A 20,391-nucleotide genomic window follows, 5' to 3' on the forward strand; every position below is an offset into this window, starting at 1 on the left:
CACGTCCTCGTCGACCGTGTCCACCACGAGCACGACGACCTCGGGCGCGGGGTCCGCCGTCTCGCTCCATTCCGTCACGTTGATCTCGGGCCGGGTGCGTAACTGGCTCGTCACCCCCGCCTGCGAGATCGGGTCCTGCGCGCGCAGTGCTACCGCCGTGCGTTCCATGGTCCGGCTCCCCCCGGGCAAGCGGAGGCCGACGCGGGCGACGCGTGGGCCCCCGTGGCGACCACCGGCAACGTCGACAACGCCAGTCTCTCTGGTGGTTCGGCGGACGGGAAATTCCCTGACTGCTCGTCACGAAAACTGAATCGTTGCTTCGGGCACTGAATCTGCCCGAAAGTGTTCCTTCCCTGACGATGCCGTGGAGAGGCCCGAACCCTACGGTGCGCCCATGAGTCTTACGGCAAGCCTCGACGCATCGTCCGTCACCGCCGTACCCGGCGAAGAGACGAGCCTCCCTCTTCGGGTGCGCAACTCCGGAACCACCGTGGAGGAGTACCGCTTCGAGGTGGCCGGAGCCTGTGCCGCCTGGACGACGGTGGAACCGGCGACCCTCTCCCTGTACCCCGGCAGCGCGGAGACCGTCTCCGTCTCCTTCCGGCCGCCCCGCGACCCGTCCGTGCCCGCGGGCGAGACGCCCTTCGGCATCCGGGTGGTCCCCACCAGCGACCACGCCGAACCCGTCGTCCCCGAGGGCCGGGTGACGGTCGCCCCGTTCACCGAGGTCACCGGCGAACTGGTCCCCAGGGGCTCGCACGGCGTGTGGCGCGGCGCCCACAAGATCGCGGTCGACAACCGCGGCAACGCCCCGCTCACCGTCGCGCTCACCGCCCGCTCCGGCACCGAGCGGGCCGCGATCACCTTCACCCGGCCGGAACTGACCGTCGGACCGGGCCGCGCCGCCTTCGCCGAACTGCGCGTCAAGCCCGCCAAGCGCCTGTGGCGCGGCACCCCGGTCGTCCACACCTTCCAGGCCGTCGTCGCGCCGCCCGCCCCCGAGGACGGGGAACCGGCCGCGCCCGTCGTGCTCGACGGCTCCTACCAGCAGGAGGCGATCCTCCCGCGCTGGCTGCCGCGCGCCCTGGTCCTCGCCTGCCTCCTCGCCCTGATCCTGGCCGGTTTCTGGTACGGCATGCTCCGGCCGGCGGTGAAGTCGGCGGCCCGCGAGGCGATCACCCCCGAGGTCATCGCCTCCGCGACCTCCGGCCCCGGCCAGGGCGGCGGCCTGACGGACGGCTCCGGCGGCTCCGGCGGCTCCGGCGGTGCCTCGGCCACGCCCACGCCCCCGCCGACGACCGCCCCCACGCCGAGCGCGAAGCCGAGCGTCAGGCCGAGTCCGAAGCCCAGCGCGAAGGCGACCGCGAAGCCGCTGCCGCCCCCCGTGCCGACCAGCGCGCAGGTGCAGGTCAGGGACGCCGTCGGGGGCGGATCGCGGAGCGGTACGGCGCTGACCGTGCCGGCCGGGAAGTCCTTCCGGCTCACCGACATCGTGGTCCAGAACCCGCAGGGCGACGCGGGCACCGTCGTCATCACCGGCGACGGGGGCGACCGCCTCCTGACCATGGCCCTGGAGAACTTCCGCGACGCCGACCAGCACTTCGTCACCCCGGTCATCGTGCCCGCCGGTGGCGAGGTGACGATGACCGTCGACTGCCGCAAGGTCGGCCGCCCGGTCAACGCCCCGGCCCCCGGCCGGTGCGCCGCGTTCCTCTTCGTCGGCGGAACCATGGAGTCCGTCAAGCCCTGAGGCCCCGCCACCCGGGCGAGCCGGCCGGACTGCGCGGGCCGGCCCGACCACGCGAACCGACCCGACCACGCGAGCCGGCCGGACCACGCGAGCCGACCCGACCCCACGGGCCGGTCTACGCGGAGGGGGCCTCTTCCTCCTCGGCGCCCGCCTCCTCCGCCCGCTGTACGAACGACCCCTGGACGTCGGCGGGTTGCTCGTCCTCGTCCTCCGCGGCGGCCCGCTGCACGGCGGGCGCGGAGGACGGGGAAGCGGGCGCCGGCGCCGGAACCGGCGCAGACGTGGGGGAGGGGGCGGCGGGCTCCGCCAGCACCCGCTCCGCGTTGGCGACGGCCTCCCGCTCGAAGCGGTCCGAGGGGTCGCTCACCCGGATTCCGCCGGGCGCCTCCGAGCCCTCGACCGGCCCGCTGCGCTGCTGGATCACATGGGTCAGCTCGTGCGCCAGCGTCGTACGCCCCTGCGGCGAGGCCGGATCGTAGGCCTCCCGCTGGAACACGACGTTGTTGCCCACCGTGTAGGCGTGCGCGCCGATGCCCTTGGCGGAGGCGTCCGCGGCGGCGTCGGTGTGGATCCGCACGTCGGAGAAGTCGGCGCCCATCCGGGCCTCCATGTCGCCGCGGGTCGCGGCGTCGAGCGGCTGTCCGCCGCCCGAGGCCAGCACGTCGTGCACCGGCGACCGGGCGCCCTCCTCGGCCGCCTCGGGCGCCGCGCTCCGGCTGCGCTGGACCATCGCCCCGACGGCCCCGTTGCCCACGGCCCGCTGGAGCGCCCCGAGTCCGGACGCGCCGACCACGTCGGTGCGCCCGGTCGCGGCGGCCTCGAAGAGCCGCGCCGCGCCGGGGCCGCCGTCCTGGGCCCGGTCGTCACGGAGCCGGTCGTCCCCCGAGGGCCCGGGGCCGTGCTCCTGGTGGTGGTCGCGGTCGTACTCATGGCCGTGCTCGTGCTCGTACGCACTCATCGTCAGCTCCCCGAACGGTCCCCGAAGGCGTCCTCCACGGGGGCGGCGAGGCCCCCGCATCCCAGCGTCCCCATCCGTCCGTGCCCCCGTCCAGGCCGCGCCCGTGCCGCCGGGGGCAGGAAGCCCTGCCCCTTCGCGCACGACCGTGCCGGGGCGGCGAGGACCTCCGTCCTCCGCACATGACTGTGCCCCACACCCGGAGGTGTGGGGCACGAGCGGAGCAAGGGTCCAACGACCAGTCGGCTCTCCCTCCGCGCTTCCCACCGTAACGGCCGCGCGCCCCCCGCGGCGAACCGCTCCGGAAGGCATGACCCGAACGAGTGACGGCGGGCGTCGAGCGGTCCCGGGAGGCCGGTGCCGGCTCAGGCGGAGAACGAACCGGCGCCGCCGGGCACGTGGGTTCCGTAGCCGGGCTGGACGACGACCGACGGCCCGAGGCAGAACGGGTTGCCGTAGATCCTCACCGGCCCGTCCGTCCGGTTCGTCAGCACGTGGGCCGCGGTGGGCAGCTGCTGACAGCCGGCCGGGTCGCGGTAGACGTCCAGCGGCTGGACCTCGGTCGAGAAGACGACGACGTCGCCGGAGGCGGCGGCCTGGGCGGATCCGCCCAGGCCGAGCACGGCGCCCACCGCGACCAGGGAGATCAGAACTGCTCGTGTACGCATGGTCATCCTCATCGCAGAAGATCCCGCATCGGACGCGGGCTCGCTCCACAGCTACCGGTGCGCGATGTCCAAGATCCACTTGAGCCGCCCGGATTCACTCTCCAGGCGCAGGAGGACCCTGCCGTGGGGCGGGGCCGTCCGTCCGAGCGCTGGGCCCGGCGCCCGGCCCGACGCCGGTCACGCACCGGCCGCTTCGGAGGCTTCGCGCGCGATGCGGTCGAACTGCGCGCCCATCGCGGCGGCGAGGGCCTGCGCGGCGGAGAGGGGGCGGACCATGACGGTGAAGTCGTCGATCCTGCCGTCCTCGTCGCAGTGGAGGAAGTCGCAGCCCTGGATCTGCCGGCCGTCGACGGTGGCGGTGAAGACGAGGGCGTGGTCGCGGCCGTTCGGGTCCGCGATCTCGCGGACGTAGGTGAAGTCGTCGAGGACGCGCATCACCCCGCGCAGGACCGCGGCGGTGAGGGCCTTGCCCGGGTACGGCTTGAAGGCGATGGGGCTGGTGAAGACGACGTCCTCTGCCAGCAGGGCCTCGATGGCGGCCTCGTCGCGCTGCTCCACGGCCTGGCGGAAGGGGTGCACGGGCGCGTCTCCATAGTCAATTAAGTGAATAAGTGACTTGGAGGGTATGGCGGAGGAGGGGGCCTGTCCACCCTTCCTCTCGACTCGACGGGCTTGCCGTGCGGCGGCACGCACCGCGCGGCAAGCCCGCCGGCCGTTCCTCAGGGGTTCTGCTGCACGACGCCCCGGGTGGAGAAGGGGACCGGATCGCCGCCGGTGAAGTCCCCCGGGGGGATGCCCGGGTGGTGGCCCCGCTTCGCCGGGGGCCGCTCGTCGCGGGCGCCGGGCCGCTCCTCGCCGGAGCCGAGGGTGAGGCGGGAGACGATGCGGTAGCGGTCGCCGCGGTAGAGCGAGTGCACGTACTCCACCGCGCGGCCGCGGGAATCCGTGGTGAGCCGCTCGAACAGGAGGGCGGGGGACAGTTCCGGCACGTCGAGCAGGTCGGCCTCGGCGCGGGTGACGACGGTGGGCTCGATGGACTGCACGGCCTCGCTCACCTGGACGCCGTGGTGGTCCCTGAGGTGCTCGTAGAGGTCGCCCTGTTCGAGTTCCCCGGCGGTCAGGCCGGGGGCGAGGTCGGCGCGGACGTGGAGGTGCTCGATGGCCATCGGGGAGCCGTCCACCAGGCGCAGCCGGGCGACGTAGAGGATCTCGGCGGCTGGGGAGATCCGGAGCTTGCGGCTGACGCGCGGGCCGGCCGGGAGGGTGCTGAACTCCAGCAGTCTGCTGGTCCAGACGCCACCTGCCTGCGGGAGGCTGAAGGCGTTCCGGTCGGAGATCAGCTCCTGGGTGATCTTCTCCGCGGCGACGAACATGCCCCGGCCGTGCTCGCGCACCAGGAGCCCCGCGACGACCAGTTCGTCGACGGCCGCGCGCAGGGTGGGGCGCGAGACGCCGAGGTCGGCGCAGAGGGCGCGCTCGGAGGGGATGGCGTCGCCGGGGCGCCTTGCCTCGATGAGTTCGAGGATCGCGTCACGGACCCGCTCGCGCTTGAGCATCGCGCCGGAGGCTGCCGCGTCGATCTCCATACGGGGCTCTCGTTCGTCGTCGGGAAGTTCGCTGGTCAACCATAACTGGTCCACTGGTCAAGCGGCAACGATGCGGTGGATGCAGGGTTCACGCACCCGCTTCCGGCCGGATGGTGGCCAAAACCCCTCTGGGTTGCGGGGGTTGACGGCGACATTGGTCCATGCCACCTTCGTCTCGCGCCAACTGGTAAACCCCGAGTGGGCAAGTGGTCAGCTCGGGTTTCCCTCCGTTCCCAGGCTCCCCCCAGAGGTGAATCGTGAAGCACCGCCCCCTCGCCCTGCTCGGCGCCCTGCTGCTGAGCGGCGCCGGCCTCGTCTCCTGTTCCTCGTCCGACGACGGACGGAACGCCGGCGGGCCCACCGTCCTCGACGTCTGGCTGATGCGCGACAGCGTCTCGGAGGCCTTCCAGAAGGAGTTCGAGGCGGGATTCGAGAAGGCCCACCCGGAGATCGACCTCAAGATCCAGACACAGGAGTGGGAGGGCATCGGCGAGAAGGTCACCGCCGCCCTGGCCAGCAACGACGCCCCGGACGTCATCGAGGTCGGCAACACCCAGGTCGCCCAGTACGCCCAGAGCGGCGGACTGACCGACTTCACCGACAAGGTCGACGAGCTCGGCGGCGACCTCTGGCTGGACGGCCTCGCCGAGCCCGGAGCCTGGGACGGGAAGCAGTACGGCATCCCCTACTACGCCGCCAACCGGGTCGTCGTCTACCGCACCGACCTCTTCCGGAAGGCGGGCGTCGACGCCACCGCCATCAAGACGCGCGACCAGTGGATCGCCGCCACGGAGAAGCTGAACAAGGACGGCGTCCAGGGCATCTACCTCCCCGGCCAGAACTGGTTCGCCCTCGCCGGCTTCGTCTGGGACGAGGGCGGCGACCTCGCCCTCCAGGAGGGCGGGAAGTGGAAGGGAGGACTGGACAGCCCCGAAGCCCTGAGAGCCATGGACTTCTACCGGCGGCTCCAGGCGCTCGGCAAGGGCCCCAAGGACTCCGACGAGTCCCGCCCCCTCCAGGCGGACGTCGTCGCCCAGGGCCGGGTCGCCCAGGTCATCGCCACTCCCGGCGGCGCCGGCGTCATCGCGCAGAAGAACCCCGCCCTCAAGGGCAAGCTGGGCTTCTTCCCCATCCCCGGCAAGACCGCCGACACCCCCGGCGCCGTCTTCACCGGCGGCTCCGACCTCGTCGTCCCCGCCGTCGCGAAACACCAGGACGAGGCCTACACCTTCATCGAGGAACTCACCGGCGAGGCCTGGCAGACGAAGCTCGCCCTCGCGATGAGCTACGTCCCGAACAGGACCGACCTCGCCACCGCCGTCGCCTCCGACCCCGGCGCCGCGGCCATGGCGGTCGGCGCCGCCAACGGCCACGCCACCCCCAACACCCCCCAGTGGGCCGCGGTCGAGGCCAAGAACCCCATCAAGGACTACATGACGGCCGTGCTCACCGGACGCGACCCGGCGGCCGCGGCGGCCGCGGCCTCCTCCGCCATCACCACGACCCTGAACAGCGGATCCTGACCCGTGTCCGCCAGACCCTCCCGGCGACCGTCCCCCGGCCGCCGCCCCGCCTCCGGCCGTCGCCCCGCCCCCGGCCCGTACCTGCTGATCGCCCCGGCGGTCCTGGGCATGCTCTACCTCCTGCTCTACCCCTTCGGCCGCGCCCTGCTCATCTCCTTCCAGGACTTCCGGCTGCGCGAACTGATCAGGGGCGACGCCGAGTTCGTGGGACTGCGCAACTACCAGACCCTGCTGAGCGACCCGAGGTTCTGGGACGTCGTCCGCCGCACCTTCCTCTTCATGGCCGTCAACGCCGCGGCCATCATGCTCCTCGCGACGCTGGTCGCCCTGATGATCGAACGCCTCGGCAGGGTCGGCCGGGCCGTGGTCCTCGGCTCGCTGGTCCTGGTGTGGGCGGTGCCCGTGGTGGCCGCCACCACCGTCTTCCAGTGGCTCTTCCACTCCGAGTTCGGCATCGTCAACGAAACCCTCACCGATCTCGGCCTCAGCTCCTTCGAGGGCTACACCTGGCTCGCCGACGGTCCCGCCGCCTTCACGATCCTCGTCGCCCTCATCGTCTGGCAGTCGGTGCCCTTCGCCGCCATCACCCTCTACTCGGCCCTCACCACGGTCCCCGGGGAACTCCACGAATCCGCCCGCCTCGACGGCGCCGGGGCGTGGACCCTCTTCCGCTCCGTGACCTTCCCCCTCGTCCGCCCGATCTTCATGCTCGTGCTCTCCCTGGAGGTCATCTGGACCTTCAAGGCCTTCGTGCAGATCTGGGTGATGACCCGGGGCGGCCCCGGCGACGCGACCACCATCCTGCCCGTGTACGCCGTCCAGACCGCCCTCGCCAACCAGCGCTACGACCTGGGCTCGGCCGCCTCCATGGTCACCGTCCTGCTGATGAGCGGCGTCCTCGTCCTCTACTTCCGCCGGCTCTTCCGCCAGGAGGGGGACCACCCGTGACCCCGACCCGCAGGCACGCCCCCCGGCGCGCGCTCCGCCGGCTCCCGCTCCTCGCGGCCGCCACGCTGACCGTGGCGATCTGCCTCTTCCCCGTCTACTGGATGCTCGCGACCGCCTTCAGGCCCTCCCGCGACATCCAGTCCTACGAACCCCGCCTCATCCCGCGGGAGTGGACCCTCGACCACTTCCGCACCGCGGTCCAGGCCGACGGTTTCGCCCTGTTCTGGCGCAACAGCGTCCTCGTCACCCTCGGCGCCGTCCTCCTCGCCCTGATCGTCGCCCTCGGCGCGGCGTACGCCGTCGCCCGGCTGCGCTGGCGCGGCCGCCGCCCGTTCATGCTGGCGGTCTTCATCGCCCAGATGGCGCCGTGGGAATCGCTGGTCATCCCGATCTACATCATCTCCCGCGACACGCACATGCTCGACCGGCTGCCGACCCTCACCCTCGTGTACTTCATGATCACCCTGCCGTTCACGGTGGTCGTGCTCCGCGGCTTCATCGCCGGCATCCCGCCCGAACTGGAGGAGGCGGCCCAGGTCGACGGCTGCACCCGCGTGGGCGCCTTCCGCCGGATCGCCTTCCCCCTGCTCGCCCCCGGCCTGATGGCCACCTCGCTCTTCGGCTTCATCACCGCCTGGAACGAGTTCACCTACGCCAACTTCCTCATCATCAAGCAGCAGGACAGCCGCACCCTGCCGGTCTGGCTCTCCTCCTTCCAGACCACCTTCGGCACGGACTGGGGGGCCACCATGGCCGCCTCCACCCTCTTCGCGCTCCCCGCGCTCGTCGTCTTCCTCGCCCTGCAACGCCACGTGACCTCGGGCCCCACCGCCGGAGGCGTCAAGGGCTGACCGACACGCCACCGCCACCCCGCCGCTCCCGTGCCGCGCGGCACCCGGCGCCCGCCGCCCCGCCCCGCGGACGGCCGGCGCACGGACCGCGCGCCCCGCAGAACACTGGAGACCCGCCCCGTGGACCTGCCCCGCCCCACCCGCCCCGAGCTCACCCTCGTGCCCCGCCCCGGCCGGCTCTCGCCCCGCCCCGGGCGCTTCCCCCTCGACACCGCCACCCGCCTGCGCGTCGCCCCCGGCGCCGAACGGGCCGCCGACCTCCTGCGCGGCTACCTGACCCCCGCGACCGGCCTGCGCCTGGAGCACGCCGAGGACGGCACCTTCGTCCTCGCGCTCGACCCCGCCCTCACCGGCCTCGGGGAGGAGGGGTACGGACTCACCGTCGCCGCCCACGGAGTGCTCCTGCGCGCCGCCCGCCCCACCGGCCTCCTCCGCGGCGTCCAGACGGTGCGCCAGCTCCTGCCCCCCGAAGTCCTCACCGCCCCGACCGGCCGGAACTCCGGCCCGTACGGCTCCGGTACGTACGGCTCCGAGCCCCCGGGGAGCGCCCCGCCCGGAGCCCCGCCGCCCCGGGTCGAACTGCCCGGCGTCGAGATCACGGACGTCCCCGCGCACCCCTGGCGCGGCATGCTCCTCGACGTCGCCCGGCACTTCCAGCCCGTGTCCTACCTCCGCCGCTTCGTCGACCTCCTCGCCCTCCACAAGCTGAACGTGCTCCAGCTCCACCTCACCGACGACCAGGGCTGGCGGATGCCGGTCGAGGCCTACCCGGGACTCACCGGGACCGGAAGCCGGCGGGCGCAGTCGATGGTGGGCCCCGCGGGCAGCGGCCGTTTCGACGGACGCGCGCACGGCGGCGCGTACACCCGCGCGGAACTCGCCGGCCTCGTCTCCTACGCCGCCGCGCGAGGGGTCGCCGTCGTGCCCGAGATCAGCGTGCCGGGACACACGCGGTCCGCCCTCGCCGCCTACCCCGAGCTGGGCAACTTCCCGGACCGGCGGCTCGACGTGTGGACCGAGTGGGGCGTCTGCCCCACCGTGCTCGGCGTCGGCGACCACGTCCTGGACTTCTTCCGCACCGTCCTGGACGAGGTGATGGACCTCTTCCCCGCCCCGTACGTCCACCTCGGCGGCGACGAAGTCCCCACCGGCGAGTGGGAGTCCAGCCCGGAGGCGATCGCCCGCGCGGCCCGCGAGGGACTGGCGGGCCCGCGCGAACTGCACGGCTGGTTCATGGCCCGGATGGCCGACCACGTCGACCGGGCGGGCCGCCGCCCGGTCGCCTGGGCCGAGGACGGCGCCACCCTGCCCCTGTCCTGCGCGGTGATGAGCTGGCGCACCCCCGAGCACGCCTGGGCCGCCGCCCGCCGGGGCCACGAGGTCATCCACGCCGACCACCGCCGCACCTATTTCGACTACGCCCGCGCGCCCGGCCCCGACGAGCCGGCCGCCCAGCCGGGCCACACCACCGACCTGCGGAGCGTGTACGGCGTCGACCTGCTGCCGCCCCCCGACGCGCCCGAACTCGCCGGAAGGGTCCTGGGCGTCCAGGGACAGCTGTGGACCGAGTTCGTCCCGACGCCCGCGCACATCGAGTACCTCACCTACCCCCGCCTGTGCGCCCTCGCCGAGCGGGCGTGGACCGCGACCGGCGACTGGCGGGACTTCCGCGCCCGGCTGGACGGCCACCGCTCCCGCCTGACCGCGCTCGGCGTACCGCACGACGCCCTCCCGGCCCGGCCGGCCCCCGCCCCCGCGTGAACCGGCCGTCCTCCCACCCCTCCCGCTTCCTCCCCCTCCCCTCCCCGATCCCTCCCGCCGGCCGGCGGGAGCGAACGAAAGGAAACCGTCTGATGAGCACCCGTGCCACCAGCCGCGCCACCCGGGCGGCCCTCGCGCTGACCGCGATCGTCGGCAGCGCCGTCCTGGCTACCTTCCCGCTCACGACCGCCTCCGCCTCCGAGGGCGGGGTCGCCGTCCAGTACCGCACCGGCGCCGGCGGGGCCACCGCCGACCAGAGCGAGCCGTGGCTGAAGGTGCGCAACACCGGCACCACCGGCGTGGCGCTGAACCAGGTCAAGATCCGCTACTACTTCAAGGCCGACTCGCCGACCGCCACGTACCGCTTCGCCTGCTCCTGGGCGGTCAGGGGCTGCTCGGCCGTCACCGGCACCTTCGGCACGCTCGCCCACCCCACCGCCACCGCCGACCGCTACCTGGAGATCGGCTTCACCTCCGCCGCCGGATCCCTCGCCCCCGGTGCCGACACCGGTGACATGCAGCTGCGCTTCCACCAGGCGAACTGGCAGCCCCTGAACCAGAGCGACGACTACTCCTTCGGCGGCACGCAGAGCGCGTACGCCGACTGGACCAAGGTCACCGCGCAGCTCGCCGGCGTGAACGTGTGGGGGACCGCCCCCGCCGGCAACGAGCCCACCGACCCGCCCACCACCCCGCCGACGACGCCGCCCACCACGCCCCCGGGCAACGGCGAGACCCTCTTCGACGACTTCTCGTACTCCTCGTACACCGATCCGGCCCTCGCCTCGCACGGATGGAGCGTCCGCTCGAACCCGGGCGGCCCCGGTGTCCCCGGAGCCACCTGGGACCCGTCGAAGGTCACCTTCGTCGACCAGGGCGGGAACACGGTGATGAACCTGGAGACCTCCAGTGCCGGCACCGGAGCGGGCACCGTGCACACCGAGGTCCTGACCAAGGCCACGAAGTTCAGGAACGGCACCTACGCGGCCCGGGTGAAGTTCTCCGACGCGCCCAAGTACGGCCCGGACGGCGACCGCGTCGTCCAGACCTTCTTCACCATCAACGACCTCAGGGCCCCGATGGCCGACGACTACGCCGAGTACGACTTCGAGTACCTGCCCAACGGCGGCTGGGGCGAGCCGGGCAACATCCTCTACACGACCTCCTGGGAGACCTACAACCCCGACCCCTGGCAGGCGGTCAACCAGCACAGCGAGAGCCGCACCAGCTTCGCCGGCTGGCACGACCTGGTCGTCACCATCGACGACAGCCGGATCACCTACTACGTCGACGGCGCGGTCTTCGGCACCCACGACGCGGCCTACCTGCCCGAACGGCCCATGTCCATCAACTTCAACCAGTGGCTGATCGACCTGAACGGCCAGCCGTCGACCGCTCCGCGCGCCTACGACCAGCAGGTCGACTACGTCCTGCACGTCAAGGACCAGGTCCTCACCCCGGCCCAGGTCGCCGCGAAGCTCGCCGCCCTGCGCGCCGCCGGCACGACCTTCGTCGACCAGGTCCCGGCGTCCTGACGCGCCGAGGGGAGGGGCCCGCCGCGGCGGGCCCCTCCCCTCACGTCCTTCCGGGGCGTCACCGTCCGGGCGTCGTCGCCCCCGTGGACTGCGAGGAGGCCGCGGGCGGGGCGTCGTTCAGGACGAGGGCCTTCGCCCTGAGGAACTCCTCCTCCGTGATGTCGCCGCGCGAGCGCAGCTCGGAGAGCCTGGCCAGTTCGTCGACGCTGTTGGGCCGGGCCGCGCCCGAGGCGGTCTCGCGGATGTACGCGTCGAAGTCCCGTTGCTGGGCCCGCGCCTGGGCGATCTCGCGCCGCCCCATGTCCTTGCCGCGGGCGATCACGTACACGAGCACGCCGAGGAACGGCAGCAGGATGACGAAGGCCAGCCAGCCCGCCTTGGCCCATCCGTTCATCTCGTGGTCCCGGAAGATGTCCATGATGATCCGGAACAGCAGGATGAACCACAGGATCCACAGGAAGAACCAGAGCATGCTCCAGAACACGCTGAGCAGGGGGTAGTCGTAGGCCAGGTACATGCTCTTCTCCGTTCTGGGAACCGCGAGGCCGGGAAGCCGCGGTGCGGCGTCGCCGTGTGTTGCCGTCCCCGGCGCTCAGGCCGGGGTGCGGGCGTCCGGGCCGTCCGGCCCGTCCGCGTCGGTGATGCCCGCCTTGCGCAGGGCGGACCGCCAGGCCAGGGCGAGCGCGGTCTCGGCGACGCCCAGCAGGACGAGCCAGAGGCCGAGCAGCCGGGTCAGGACCCGGGCCGACTCGGCCGGCATCGCCAGCACCACGATTCCCGCCGTGATGCCGAGGACGGCGAGCGAGATGACCAGGCCGCGGTGCGGCAGGTCCTTGGCCGCGAGGGCGCCGTACAGCGTGACGACGCCGGAGACCAGCCAGACCGCGCCCACCACGAGGGACAGCGCGCCGATCGTCTGGAGGGGGTGGCGCAGGCACAGCACGCCGCCCAGGACGAACAGCACGGCCACCAGCAGGCCGGCCAGCCGTTCGCCGGCCTCGCGGCGGCCGAAGACCATGACGAAGCGGAACCCGCCGGACACCAGCAGGTACAGCCCGACGAGCACCCCCAGGACGTGGAGGGTCGCCTCCGGCCAGACCAGGGCCAGGACGCCCGGCACGAGGGTGGCGATCGCCCCGCCCAGGAACCACAGCCAGGACCGTGCCAGCCGCTCCAGCTGTTCCTCGGGGTCGGACGCGCCGGCGGTCGCGCGCGTCCCGTCGGCGGGTCCGCCGCGAGGCGGAGCACCGTACGGAGAGGCCATGTCTCCTCCTCTCCTCTCCGTGCCGCGCGGGCGGCCGGAGGGCACGGGATCCCAGCCGGCGAAAACCGGAAGGAATATCCGATGTGTGGCGTATTGACCGTACCGTGTGGCGCGTCGGCTGTCTCGCGCAGCGTCAGCGCCGAGCTACGGAGCAGGACGGAGGCCCCCGCCCCCGCCCCTTCTTCCTCCTCCGCCCCTCCCCGGTCACTCGGTCCGCAGGGCCGTGGCGGTACGGGCCCCGGCCGCCCAGCCGGCGGGCGGCAGGGCGCCCAGGACGGCGATGACCAGGCCGCCGAGGGCGAGCGGCACCACCTCGGCCGCGTCGTAGACGGCGAGGACGGAACCGGGGAAGCGGAGGCCCGCGCCGTCGCCCATCGTGGGCACGACCCACCCGTGCAGCAGCATCCCGAGCGGCACCCCCACGGCGCCCGCGACCAGCCCCGTCACGACCACGGAGGTGAGGACCATCGCGACGGTCTGCCGCGGGGTCATGCCGAGAGCCTTGTGGATCCCGATCTCCCGGACGCGCTCGCGGGTGTCGAGCAGCACGCCGTTCAGCACGCCGAGCGCGGCCACGGCCACGAGCACCAGCGTGAGGCCCACCGAGAGGGCGTTGAGCGTGACGACCATGTCACTGCCCCCGCCGGGCCCGCCGGCCCGCGCGGTGACCCCCGCCCCCGCCAGCCTCCCGTTCAGTTCCCGGACGTACGCGGACACGTCGGTGCCGGGCCGCACCGCGATGTGGTGGCTCGTCCCCGTGAGGTCGGGGCGCGCGGCCGCGAGCGACGAGGCGTCGGTGAAGACCTGCCTGCCGTCGTTGCGGGGGTCGAGCACCTCGCCCACGATCCGGACCGTGACCGGCGCGGCGAAGCCGTCCACGGTGACGGAGTCTCCGATCCCCGTGCCCGTGGCGGACAGGAAGGCCGTCGGGACCACGGCTTCGCCCGGCCCCTCGAACCAGCGGCCCGAGACCATCGCGTAGCCGCCCCAGGAGGCGTCGCCGGTGAAGGCGACGACGTCGACGACACCGCCCACACCGGCCACCGTCGCCCGGAGCCGCGCCGCGCCGTAGTGCTTCGCCGTCCCGGCGGCGGACCCGACGGCCTCGGCGACGCGCGCCGGGTCAGCCACCGGCGGCCCGCCGGAGCGGGGTCCGCCCGGCCCGGGCTCCGGCCGGGGGCCGGACACGACGACGTCGGCCGCGTCATGGGCCCTGGCCTCCATCACCCGGCCGAGCGACCCGGCCATCCCCACCGTGAACGTGACGGCGACGGTGCCGAACAGGACCGCCACACCCATGGCCAGGGCCCGGGCGGGCCGCGCGAACGGCCGGACCAGGCCCAGGGCGACCGGCTGCGGCAACGGCAGCCGTCCGGCCGCCCGGGCGGCCCACCGCCCCCGCCCCGCAGGGGCGGCGCGCCCGACGGCGAGCGCGTCGACCGTCCGCAGCCGCCCGGCCCGCCAGGCACTCGCCCACGCGGTCACGGCCACCAGGCCCAGCACCCCGGCGACCACCGCGCCGTCGACCCAGGGGACGACGCCGGCGGACGAGGCGCCGTACACCTCCCCGGTCTCGGCCAGGACCGGCACGGCCAGCACGTGGCCGGTGAGCACGCCCAGCGCCGAACCCACCGCCGCCGGCACCAGCGCCTGACCCGTGTACGCCCGCACGACCTGCCCCGGGGTGAAGCCGACGGCCTTCAGGACGCCGATGCGGCGCGTGGCCGTGCCGACGGCGGACGCCACGACGTTCCCGACGACGAGCACCGACATGACCAGACCCAGCGCGCCGAACGCGACCAGGAACGGCACGTAGACGGCGGTGTCGCGGGCGGCGTCCTCCCGCACGGTGAGCCACGACCGCTGCCCGAGGACCGCGCCCGGCGGCAGACCGCCCGTCACGGCCCCGCCGCCCGCGGCGACCTGGGCGGCCGTGTCCGCCTCGGCGAAGCGGTAGAGCATCTGGAAGCCCCCGCCGCCGGGAGCGGTGAGCGCCGGCATCTGCGACGGCACCACCCACGCGTCGGCGGTGTCCGTGACCGACCGCGCCACCCCGACCACCGTCAGGGCCGGACCGCCCGGCAGGTCAGGGAAGGAGACCGCCGCACCCACGACCGGTGGCAGCGCGGAGCCGGCGGCCAGGACGATCTCGCCCGGGCGGGCCGCCCACCGCCCGTCGACCAGCTCCACCTCGTCCACGTCCCGGCCGGGGCCGCCCCGCCCGACCACGGTCATCGGCCACCCGGAGCCGGGGCCGTCCGACCGCGGGACGACCGTCGCCGTACGGAACGGGCCTGCCGCGCCGCTCACCCCCTCGGCGCTCCCGGACGCCGCCAGCCGCCCGGCCGCCACCCTTCCCGCGTCGAACCGCACCGACAGGTGCGCGCCGCGCTGCCGGGCGAAGGCGTCGTCGAAGGGCGCGCCCGACACCACCAGCAGCGACCCGCCGAGGACGGACGCGGCCACCGCGATCAGCGCGGCCAGGGCGATCACCAGCGTCTGCACCCGGCGCCCGCGCACCCCCGAGCGCACCACCGCGCCGAGCGCGCTCATCGGACGGCCCCCGGAGCGTCCGCGGTCCCCGGTCCCGTGCCGAGGCCCGGGGAGGGGACGTCCTCGACGACCCGGCCGTCCGCGATCCGGACCGTGCGGTGCGTGCAGGAGCGGGCCAGCGCCGGATCGTGGGTGACCACCACCAGGGTCTGCCCCTCCGCGTGCAGCGCGGAGAGCAGCCGGCCCACCTCCTGCCCGGCGGCGGTGTCCAGGGCCCCCGTCGGCTCGTCGGCCAGGAGCAGCGCCGGCCGGTTCATCAGCGCCCGGGCCACCGCGACCCGCTGCCGCTCGCCGCCGGACAGCCGCCCCGGCAGGGCCCGGGCGTGCCGGGCGACGCCCAGCACCTCCAGGAGCTCCGCCGCCCGCCGCCGGGCCCCGCCGCGGGCGGCACCGGCCAGGCGCGCGGGCAGGACCACGTTGTCCAGGACCGTCAGGTCGTCGAGCAGGTGGAAGAACTGGAAGACCATGCCGACCTTCGCCCGCCGGTGGAGCGCCGCCCCGGCCTCGCCCAGCCGGTCCACCCGCACCCCGTCCACGGTGACGGTCCCCTCGTCGGGCCGGTCCAGACCCGCGATCAGGTGGAGCAGCGTCGACTTGCCGCTGCCCGAGGGGCCGACGATCGCGACGGCCTCGCCCCGCCGCACGGTCAGCGACACCCCGTCCAGGGCGGGCGGCCCGCCGCCGTACCGGCGGCTCACCCCGCACAGCTCGATCACGGGTCGGTTCATCGGCAACTCCTCGGTGGGCACGACGGTCTGAGGGCACGCTAGGAGCGGACCCGGCCCGCCCGCGTCGGCCGCCCGGACCCTCCGGGGTACCGCGCCGGGAGCACCGGCCCGGACGTCATCCCCGAGACGTAGGCGAGCGGTGTACGCCGCACCGCGAAAGCAGCCGCGCGGGCGGATTCCCGGCCGTGCGGCGACGGCGACAATGAACCGGTGACGGATCCACGGACAGCGCCGGAACGACTGCGGGAGGCCGCCCGCGGGGCCTTGCGCGCACTCGGGCGCCCGAGCGGCCCCCCGCCCCGGCCCACCCCGCGCGCCCGGCTGTTCGACGTGCTGCTGGCCCTGCTCCTCGGCGCCGTCACCGTCTACTACGGCATCGACAACGTCGGCGTCGTCCTGGTGCGCGAGATCGCCCCGGGCATGGAGCGCGTCGTCCTGCGGCGCCCGTCGGGAACGGGCGGCCTCGCCCTCATGGTGACGCTCGCGGTCATCGCCTCCGGCGCGCTCGCGCTGCGCCGCCGCCACCCCCTCGCGGTGCTGTGCGTGGTCACCGCCGCCACCCTGGCCACGCCGCAGAGCGTGCTGCGGCTGACCTTCTACGCCTTCGTCATCGCCGTCTACAGCGCGGCCGTGTACAGCCCCTACCGCGTGGCGACGCTGACCGCGCTGCCCGTGGCGGTCGCCCTCGTCGGCACCTCGGGGAACTCGGTGACGCCCATCGTCCCCAACGAGTACATCGCCCTGCTGATCCTGGCGCCCATGGCGGTGGCCGCCGTCGGCCTGCGCACCTGGAAGCTCCGGACGGATGAGGGCCGCACCCGGCTCTCCGCCCTGGAACGCGAACAGGCCGAGGCGCTGCGCCGGGCCGTCGAGCACGAACGGGCCAGGATCGCCCGCGAACTCCACGACGTCGTCACGCACAACGTCAGCGTGATGATCATCCAGGCGGGAGCCGCCCGCACGATCATGAAGACCTCCCCGGAACAGGCCGGCGAGGCGCTGCTCGCCGTCGAGGCGGGCGGCCGGGCGGCCATGACCGAACTGCGCCACGTCATGGGGCTGCTCACCATGGCGGACGACGACTCCGACGGCCCGGACGGGGAGGCGGACGCGGAACTGGCGCCGCAGCCGGGCCTGGACCGGCTGGAGACGCTCGTCGGCCGGGTCCGGGACGCCGGCCTGCCGGTCGCCCTGACGGTGACCGGCCCGCCCCGCCCCCTCCCGCCGGGCCTCGAACTCGCCGCGTACCGCGTGGTCCAGGAAGCCCTGACCAACACCGTCAAGCACGCGGCCGGCGCCACCGCCGCCGTCACCGTCGAGTACCGCCCGGAGCGGCTCCGGGTCGAGGTCACCGACACCGGCGGCCGCCCGGGCACGGGAACCGGCAGCGGCCGGGGCCTGATCGGCCTGCGCGAACGCCTCGCCGTCCACGACGGCACCCTGCACGCGGGCCGGCGCCTGACCGGCGGCTACCGTGTGGAGGCCCTGATCCCCCTGGAGACGCCTTGACCCAGCCGCCGCGTGTGCTCCTCGCCGACGACCAGACCCTGGTCCGCACCGGATTCCGCCTGATCCTCGGCGCGGACGGCATCGACGTCGTCGCCGAGGCGACCAACGGGGCGGAGGCCGTCGACGCCGTCCGCAGGACCCGCCCCGACGTCGTCCTCATGGACGTGCGGATGCCCGAGATGGACGGTCTGGAGGCCACCCGCCGCATCCTCACCGGCACCGCCGACGCCCCCCGCGTCGTCATCCTCACCACCTTCGACCTCGACCGGTACGTCTACGCGGCGCTGTCCGCCGGAGCCAGCGGCTTCCTCCTCAAGGACGTCACCCCCGAGCAGCTGACCGCGGCCGTCCGCACCGTCCGCACCGGCGACGCCCTCCTGGCCCCCGCCATCACCCGCCGCCTCGTCCAGCGCTTCACCCGCCGGGGTGGCGACACCGATGTCCTCCACCGCGACCTCGCCGCCCTCACCCCGCGCGAGCTGGAGGTCCTCACCCTCCTCGCCCGCGGCCTGAGCAACGCCGAACTCGCGGCCCGCCTCCACCTCGCCGAGGCGACCGTCAAGACCCACGTCGCCCGCATCCTCGCCAAACTCAAGCTCCGCGACCGGGTCCAGGCCGTCATCGTCGCCTACGAGACGGGCCTGGTCGGCCCCGGAACCTCCGGGGAGCGCCCCGGGGAGTGAGCCCGCCCGCACCCGCCCGCGCGGCGGCCCGCGGTGGCTAGGGTGGGCGCGGAGGGGGAGGTGCGTCGCGATGGGCGGGACGGACGCGGGGCCGGGGCGGGACGGAGTGCTGCCCGGGGCGGTGCGCGGGGGACTCGCGGTGACGGCGGTCCTCGCCGCGCTCGTGGTCGTGGCCCTCGGGGTGCGGTACGGAGGGGACGGCGCGCCCGGGCGGGTGGACGCCCGGGTGTGGGCGCTGACGGGCGGACCGGGGCCCTCCTGGCGGGCCTTCGCCGAGGCCGTGGACTTCCTGGGAGAGCCGGTGGGGGCGGCGGCGCTCGTCCTCGGCACGGCCACGGGGTGCCTGCTGCTACGGCGGCCCCGCGCGGCCGTCCTCGTCGTCGCCGGGACCGGCGCGGCCGTGGCCGCGACGACGCTGCTCAAGCCCGCCGTCGGGCGGACCATCCACGGCGGGCACCTCGCCTTCCCGAGCGGGCACACCGGCTTCCTCACCGCGTACGCCCTCGTGGTGGCGCTGCTCGTGGCCGGCCGGCTCGGCCTCGGACGGCCGGCCGGCCTCTCGCTCGTCCTCGCCGCCGGGACGGCGGCCGGCGCCGTCATGGGCTGGGCCCAGATCGTGCTGGACGCGCACTACCCGACCGACGTCCTCGGCGGCTGGGCCACCGCGCTCGCGGTGGTGCCGGCGACCGCCTGGGCGGTCGACCGGGTCGCCGGCACCGGTCCGCGGACGGGGCGCTGAGCCCCCGTCACCTCAGGCGCGGCGGCGGAACACCGGCTTCACCGGCCGGCCGGCCGGCCAGGCGCCGGCGCCGCCGGCGTCCAGCGCCTTCCGGTAGACCGCGCAGGCCTCGGCCACCACGTCGACGGTCCGGTCGACGTCGGCGTCGGTGAGGGCGCCGCTCACCACGAAGGACGGGGCCAGCACCCCGCCCGCGAGGAGCCGGTGCAGGAAGAGGGTCCGGTACTCCTGCGACGGCCGCCCGTCCCCGTCGAGCGTGGCGAAGACCAGGTTGCTGGGGCGGCCCCGTACGACGACGTGGTCGCCGACCCCCATGGCCGCCGCCGCCTCGCGGACCCCGGCCGCCAGCCGCTCGCCGAGGGCGTGCAGCCGCGCCGTGACGCCCTCCTCGACGTAGGTCTCCTGCACGGCCATCGCCGCGGCCAGCGCGTGCGTCTCCGCGCCGTGCGTGGTGGACAGCAGGAAGACCCGGTCGCCGGAGTGGCGCAGCCCGCCCCGCTCCATCAGCGCGCGGCGCCCGGCCAGCGCGGAGACCGCGAAGCCGTTGCCCAGCGCCTTGCCGAAGGTGGAGAGGTCGGGGACGACGCCGTACAGGCCCTGCGCACCCGCCTCGGACCAGCGGAAGCCGGTGATCATCTCGTCGAAGACGAGGACGCACCCGTGCCGGTCGGCCAGTTCGCGCAACCCGGCGAGGTAACCGGGCGGGGGCTCGGTGTGGGTGGCGGGTTCGAGGATCAGGCAGGCGATCTCGTCCGGGTGGCGGGCGAGCAGCTCCTCCGCGGCGGCCAGGTCGCCGTACGGGAAGGTCACCGTGAGGCCGGCGGTGGAGGCCGGGATCCCCGCGTTCATCGGCGTGGTGGCGATGAACCAGTCGTCGACGGAGAAGAACGGATGGTCGGCGCAGAGGGCCACCAGCGGGCGCCCGGTGGCCGCGCGGGCCAGCCGCACCGCGGCGGTCGTGGCGTCGGAGCCGTTCTTCGCGAACTTCACCATCTCCGCCGTCGGCACCGTGGCCAGGAAGCGCTCCGCCGCCTCGATCTCCACGACGGACGGGCGGACGAAGTTGCTGCCGCGGTCGAGCTCCCGCCGCACCGCCTCGGTCACCCGCGGGTGGGCGTGGCCGAGGCTGACCGACCGCAGCCCGGAGCCGTACTCGACGTAGCGGTTGCCGTCGACGTCCCACACGTGGGCGCCGCGGCCGTGGCTGATGACCGGCGCGAGGCCCTCGGGGTACTGGTCGTCGCCCTTGGCGTAGGTGTGCGCGCCCCCGGGGACCAGGGCGTGCAGACGTTCGTTGGCCGCGCGCGACCGGGGGAGCGCGAACTCTTCGGTGCTCAT

18 protein-coding genes are annotated in these 20,391 nt (G+C 74.5%); 9 read left to right on the forward strand and 9 right to left on the reverse strand.

Annotated elements, in window-relative coordinates:
• The first annotated feature begins 394 nt into the window (after positions 1 to 394).
• The gene (locus tag ACFW6A_RS33095) at positions 395 to 1,750 is read left to right on the forward strand and encodes a hypothetical protein (protein WP_351842448.1); all 1,356 of its coding nucleotides are present in this window, start codon (positions 395 to 397) and stop codon (positions 1,748 to 1,750) included.
• 115 nt (positions 1,751 to 1,865) lie between these two features.
• On the opposite strand, the gene ACFW6A_RS33100 is transcribed toward ACFW6A_RS33095, so the two are convergent.
• From ACFW6A_RS33100 to ACFW6A_RS33115, 4 genes are all read right to left on the reverse strand, one after another.
• Positions 1,866 to 2,708, reverse strand: a complete 843-nt coding sequence (locus ACFW6A_RS33100; RefSeq protein ID WP_351842446.1) for a DUF4157 domain-containing protein — start codon at positions 2,706 to 2,708, stop codon at positions 1,866 to 1,868.
• Between the two features lie 362 nt (positions 2,709 to 3,070).
• Entirely contained in the window at positions 3,071 to 3,373 is a 303-nt protein-coding gene (locus tag ACFW6A_RS33105; protein ID WP_386645215.1) for a hypothetical protein, read from the reverse strand.
• Between the two features lie 177 nt (positions 3,374 to 3,550).
• Positions 3,551 to 3,952: a nuclear transport factor 2 family protein gene (locus tag ACFW6A_RS33110; protein ID WP_386483186.1), complete on the reverse strand. Its 402-nt coding sequence runs from the start codon at positions 3,950 to 3,952 to the stop codon at positions 3,551 to 3,553.
• A gap of 140 nt (positions 3,953 to 4,092) precedes the next feature.
• Positions 4,093 to 4,959 carry a GntR family transcriptional regulator gene (locus ACFW6A_RS33115; protein WP_351842605.1) on the reverse strand — a complete coding sequence of 289 codons (867 nt, stop codon included), beginning with the start codon at positions 4,957 to 4,959 and terminating at the stop codon, positions 4,093 to 4,095.
• 257 nt (positions 4,960 to 5,216) lie between these two features.
• Between ACFW6A_RS33115 and ACFW6A_RS33120 the strand changes: the two genes are divergently transcribed.
• The 5 genes from ACFW6A_RS33120 (at position 5,217) to ACFW6A_RS33140 (ending at position 11,577) form a co-directional block, all read left to right on the forward strand.
• Positions 5,217 to 6,482, forward strand: coding sequence for an extracellular solute-binding protein (locus ACFW6A_RS33120; RefSeq protein WP_386483189.1), 1,266 nt, complete (start codon positions 5,217 to 5,219; stop codon positions 6,480 to 6,482).
• Between the two features lie 3 nt (positions 6,483 to 6,485).
• Positions 6,486 to 7,430, forward strand: coding sequence for a carbohydrate ABC transporter permease (locus tag ACFW6A_RS33125; protein WP_386483192.1), 945 nt, complete (start codon positions 6,486 to 6,488; stop codon positions 7,428 to 7,430).
• Entirely contained in the window at positions 7,427 to 8,281 is an 855-nt protein-coding gene (locus ACFW6A_RS33130; RefSeq protein WP_386645217.1) for a carbohydrate ABC transporter permease, read from the forward strand. Before ACFW6A_RS33125 ends, ACFW6A_RS33130 begins: the two co-directional genes overlap by 4 nt.
• Positions 8,282 to 8,401: 120 nt before the next feature.
• Positions 8,402 to 10,042, forward strand: coding sequence for a beta-N-acetylhexosaminidase (locus ACFW6A_RS33135; RefSeq protein WP_386645219.1), 1,641 nt, complete (start codon positions 8,402 to 8,404; stop codon positions 10,040 to 10,042).
• Between the two features lie 92 nt (positions 10,043 to 10,134).
• Positions 10,135 to 11,577, forward strand: a complete 1,443-nt coding sequence (locus ACFW6A_RS33140; protein WP_351842434.1) for a cellulose binding domain-containing protein — start codon at positions 10,135 to 10,137, stop codon at positions 11,575 to 11,577.
• A gap of 58 nt (positions 11,578 to 11,635) precedes the next feature.
• On the opposite strand, the gene ACFW6A_RS33145 is transcribed toward ACFW6A_RS33140, so the two are convergent.
• From ACFW6A_RS33145 to ACFW6A_RS33160, 4 genes are all read right to left on the reverse strand, one after another.
• On the reverse strand, positions 11,636 to 12,094 hold the full coding sequence (locus ACFW6A_RS33145; protein ID WP_351842432.1) for an SHOCT domain-containing protein: 459 nt from the start codon (positions 12,092 to 12,094) through the stop codon (positions 11,636 to 11,638).
• A 75-nt stretch (positions 12,095 to 12,169) separates the two neighbouring features.
• A complete protein-coding gene (locus tag ACFW6A_RS33150; protein WP_386645221.1) occupies positions 12,170 to 12,841 on the reverse strand; it encodes an HdeD family acid-resistance protein in 672 nt (223 codons plus the stop codon).
• Positions 12,842 to 13,045: 204 nt separating this feature from the next.
• Entirely contained in the window at positions 13,046 to 15,394 is a 2,349-nt protein-coding gene (locus tag ACFW6A_RS33155; RefSeq protein ID WP_351842428.1) for an FtsX-like permease family protein, read from the reverse strand.
• Positions 15,391 to 16,122, reverse strand: a complete 732-nt coding sequence (locus ACFW6A_RS33160; protein ID WP_386645224.1) for an ABC transporter ATP-binding protein — start codon at positions 16,120 to 16,122, stop codon at positions 15,391 to 15,393. Before ACFW6A_RS33160 ends, ACFW6A_RS33155 begins: the two co-directional genes overlap by 4 nt.
• A gap of 240 nt (positions 16,123 to 16,362) precedes the next feature.
• Here ACFW6A_RS33160 and ACFW6A_RS33165 point away from each other — a divergent pair, with 240 nt between their 5' ends.
• The 3 genes from ACFW6A_RS33165 to ACFW6A_RS33175 all read left to right on the forward strand — a co-directional run bounded on the left by ACFW6A_RS33165 (position 16,363) and on the right by ACFW6A_RS33175 (position 19,053).
• Entirely contained in the window at positions 16,363 to 17,631 is a 1,269-nt protein-coding gene (locus ACFW6A_RS33165; RefSeq protein ID WP_386645279.1) for a sensor histidine kinase, read from the forward strand.
• Positions 17,628 to 18,314, forward strand: a complete 687-nt coding sequence (locus ACFW6A_RS33170) for a response regulator transcription factor (protein ID WP_351842424.1) — start codon at positions 17,628 to 17,630, stop codon at positions 18,312 to 18,314. Before ACFW6A_RS33165 ends, ACFW6A_RS33170 begins: the two co-directional genes overlap by 4 nt.
• A 70-nt stretch (positions 18,315 to 18,384) precedes the next feature.
• On the forward strand, positions 18,385 to 19,053 hold the full coding sequence (locus tag ACFW6A_RS33175) for a phosphatase PAP2 family protein (protein WP_386645227.1): 669 nt from the start codon (positions 18,385 to 18,387) through the stop codon (positions 19,051 to 19,053).
• A gap of 12 nt (positions 19,054 to 19,065) precedes the next feature.
• Here the strand turns inward: ACFW6A_RS33175 and ACFW6A_RS33180 are convergent, their stop codons facing one another.
• Entirely contained in the window at positions 19,066 to 20,391 is a 1,326-nt protein-coding gene (locus ACFW6A_RS33180) for a glutamate-1-semialdehyde 2,1-aminomutase (protein ID WP_386645230.1), read from the reverse strand.

The sequence above is a fragment of the Streptomyces sp. NPDC058758 genome, from assembly GCF_042746075.1.
Classification (GTDB): Bacteria; Actinomycetota; Actinomycetes; order Streptomycetales; family Streptomycetaceae; genus Streptomyces.

Coding starts and splice junctions, on each gene's coding strand:
- ACFW6A_RS33175 (WP_386645227.1), top strand. CDS start 18,385: ATGGGCGGGACGGACGCGGGGCCGGGGCGGGACGGAGTGCTGCCCGGG.
- ACFW6A_RS33180 (WP_386645230.1), bottom strand. CDS start 20,391: ATGAGCACCGAAGAGTTCGCGCTCCCCCGGTCGCGCGCGGCCAACGAA.
- ACFW6A_RS33140 (WP_351842434.1), top strand. CDS start 10,135: ATGAGCACCCGTGCCACCAGCCGCGCCACCCGGGCGGCCCTCGCGCTG.
- ACFW6A_RS33155 (WP_351842428.1), bottom strand. CDS start 15,394: ATGAGCGCGCTCGGCGCGGTGGTGCGCTCGGGGGTGCGCGGGCGCCGG.
- ACFW6A_RS33095 (WP_351842448.1), top strand. CDS start 395: ATGAGTCTTACGGCAAGCCTCGACGCATCGTCCGTCACCGCCGTACCC.
- ACFW6A_RS33145 (WP_351842432.1), bottom strand. CDS start 12,094: ATGTACCTGGCCTACGACTACCCCCTGCTCAGCGTGTTCTGGAGCATG.
- ACFW6A_RS33150 (WP_386645221.1), bottom strand. CDS start 12,841: ATGGCCTCTCCGTACGGTGCTCCGCCTCGCGGCGGACCCGCCGACGGG.
- ACFW6A_RS33105 (WP_386645215.1), bottom strand. CDS start 3,373: ATGCGTACACGAGCAGTTCTGATCTCCCTGGTCGCGGTGGGCGCCGTG.
- ACFW6A_RS33115 (WP_351842605.1), bottom strand. CDS start 4,959: ATGGAGATCGACGCGGCAGCCTCCGGCGCGATGCTCAAGCGCGAGCGG.
- ACFW6A_RS33100 (WP_351842446.1), bottom strand. CDS start 2,708: ATGAGTGCGTACGAGCACGAGCACGGCCATGAGTACGACCGCGACCAC.
- ACFW6A_RS33160 (WP_386645224.1), bottom strand. CDS start 16,122: ATGAACCGACCCGTGATCGAGCTGTGCGGGGTGAGCCGCCGGTACGGC.